Genomic DNA, 2,140 nt, shown 5'->3' on the forward strand with positions numbered 1-2,140 from the left:
GCTGGCGGCGGGGAACGTGAGCTACCTGCTGTGGATGATGATGGGCTTCCTGCTCGCGTCCGCGGTGCTGGTGGTGAAACGGCGCCTACGTGCCGCTCAAGGAGATGTATCCCGACGCCGACGTACCGGTGCTGCAGTTGTCGATGCCGACCCTGGATCCTCGGGAACTGCTCGAAATCGGACGCAAGCTGGCTCCGCTGCGCGACCAAGGCGTCCTGATCATCGGCAGCGGGTTCTTCACCCACAACCTGCGCGCGCTGACCGGCGACGACGAGCACGCGCACTCGTTCACCGTCGAATTCGACCAGTGGGGCCGGGAGATGTTGGACGAGCGCGATATCGACGCGCTGCTCGACTTCCAGCACGCCGCGCCCGCCGTGCGACTGGCCCACCCACGCATCGAACACTTCGCGCCCCTGTTCATTTCGCTCGGCGCCGGCCAGAACGACCTGGACTCCCTTCGAACCGTCATCGACGGCTACTGGTACGGCATGGCTCGCCGCTCGATCCAGCTCGGCTGACCCTGGTAGCGAATACGAATGCCCGGCAACGCGGTTCAGTGTCGGGCTAGTCGCGGGTGACCGGCGGCAGTGTGGGGACGGCGTTCACGAGGGCCTGCGTGTACGGGTGTTGCGGGGTGGTGAGGATGGCTTCGGTCGCACCCCGTTCGACGACCGTGCCGTCCTTCAAGACCAGCAGTTCGTCGCACAGTTGCTGTACGACGCCGAGGTCGTGTGACACCAGGATCAGCGAGAGGCCGAAGCGGGACACCAGGTCTCGGACCAGGTCGATGATCTGGCCGCGGACCGTGGCGTCCAGGGCGGAGAAGGGTTCGTCGCCGACGAGGACGGTGGGTCCGGGAGCGAGGGCGCGGGCAATCGCCATGCGCTGGCGCTGACCACCCGAGAACTCGTGCGGGTAGCGCTGTGCCGCGTCGGGCTCGAGCCCGACCGCGATCAGTAACTCGGCCACGCGGGCGTCGTGATCTCCCGCGATCCGCAGGCATTCGAGGGGTTCGGCGACCGAGTCGCGCACGATGGCGCGTGGATCGAGCGCGTTGCGTGGGTCTTGCAGGACCACTTGCACTTCCCGGCGGAACCAGGTGAGGTCGCGGCCGGTCACCGGGCGGCCGCGAAAGCGGACCAGACCGCTGTCGGGGCGCTCCAGCGCGAGCAACAGTCGCAGCAGGGTCGACTTGCCCGAACCTGATTCGCCGACAATGCCGAGCCTGCCGCCCACGCCCAGAGACAGACTCACCTCACGCACCGCGTGCCGGATCGGCGCCGTCCGCAGCAGGGCGCGCCGGGGCAGGCGGAAGGAGCGGTGGAGTCCGGAGGCCTCCAGCAAGGCTGGAGCGGAACCGGTTTCGGCGGCGGCGAAGGTCATCGGGCAGCCTCGGGTGCGCGGTGGAAGGACGCGGCGCGGGCCAGGTCGAGCAGGGTGCGCGTGTACGGATGCGCGGGTGCGCGCATGATGGTCTCGAGTTCCCCCGATTCCAGCACCCGCCCCTCACCCATGACCAGCACCCTGCGCGCCACCTGGGCGAGCACCGCCAGATCGTGGGTCACGAACAGCAGTGCGGTGCCCTGCTCGGTGACGATATCGTGCAGTAGAGCCAGGATTTCGGCCTGGACCGTGACGTCCAGGGCGGTGGTGGGCTCGTCGGCGAGCAGCAGCGCGGGACGAGACGCCACCGCCATCGCGATGCCGACACGTTGGCGTTGCCCGCCGGACAGTTGGTGCGGGTAGGCGCGCACGAGATTCTCCGGGTCCGGCAGGCCGACCTGCTCGGCGAGGGAGATCGCCTCCGCCAGGGCCTGTTTGCGCGACAGCCCGCGATGCAGCCGCAAGGGTTCGCCGATCTGCCTGCCCACGCGCATCAGCGGATTCAGTGCCGACAACGGTTCCTGGAACACCATGGCGATTCGGTTGCCGCGCAGCCGAGACAGTTCGCGGTCGCTGCGACCGAGCAGTTCGACGCCGTCGAATCGGATACTGCCGTGCACCACCGCTTCGTCGGGGAGCAGGCCCAGGATCGCCAGCGCGGTCAGTGATTTCCCGGAGCCCGAGGCTCCGATGAGGCCGAGCCGCTCCCCCGCGTCCAGGGTGAATCCGATACCGTCCAGGACCGTCGTGGCAC

3 protein-coding genes are annotated in these 2,140 nt (G+C 68.6%); 1 reads left to right on the forward strand and 2 read right to left on the reverse strand.

The genetic code is table 11. The annotated features are described in order from the left end of the window. Positions 1 to 89 precede the first annotated feature (89 nt). Positions 90 to 521 carry a dioxygenase family protein gene (locus tag ACWELQ_RS44410; RefSeq protein WP_452402970.1) on the forward strand — a complete coding sequence of 144 codons (432 nt, stop codon included), beginning with the start codon at positions 90 to 92 and terminating at the stop codon, positions 519 to 521. 46 nt (positions 522 to 567) lie between these two features. On the opposite strand, the gene ACWELQ_RS44415 is transcribed toward ACWELQ_RS44410, so the two are convergent. Next, positions 568 to 1,386, reverse strand: a complete 819-nt coding sequence (locus ACWELQ_RS44415) for an ATP-binding cassette domain-containing protein (protein WP_452402971.1) — start codon at positions 1,384 to 1,386, stop codon at positions 568 to 570. Continuing rightward, on the reverse strand, positions 1,383 to 2,126 hold the full coding sequence (locus ACWELQ_RS44420) for an ATP-binding cassette domain-containing protein (protein ID WP_452402972.1): 744 nt from the start codon (positions 2,124 to 2,126) through the stop codon (positions 1,383 to 1,385). Before ACWELQ_RS44420 ends, ACWELQ_RS44415 begins: the two co-directional genes overlap by 4 nt. Positions 2,127 to 2,140 lie beyond the last annotated feature (14 nt).

This window comes from Nocardia sp. NPDC004722 (assembly GCF_053601505.1).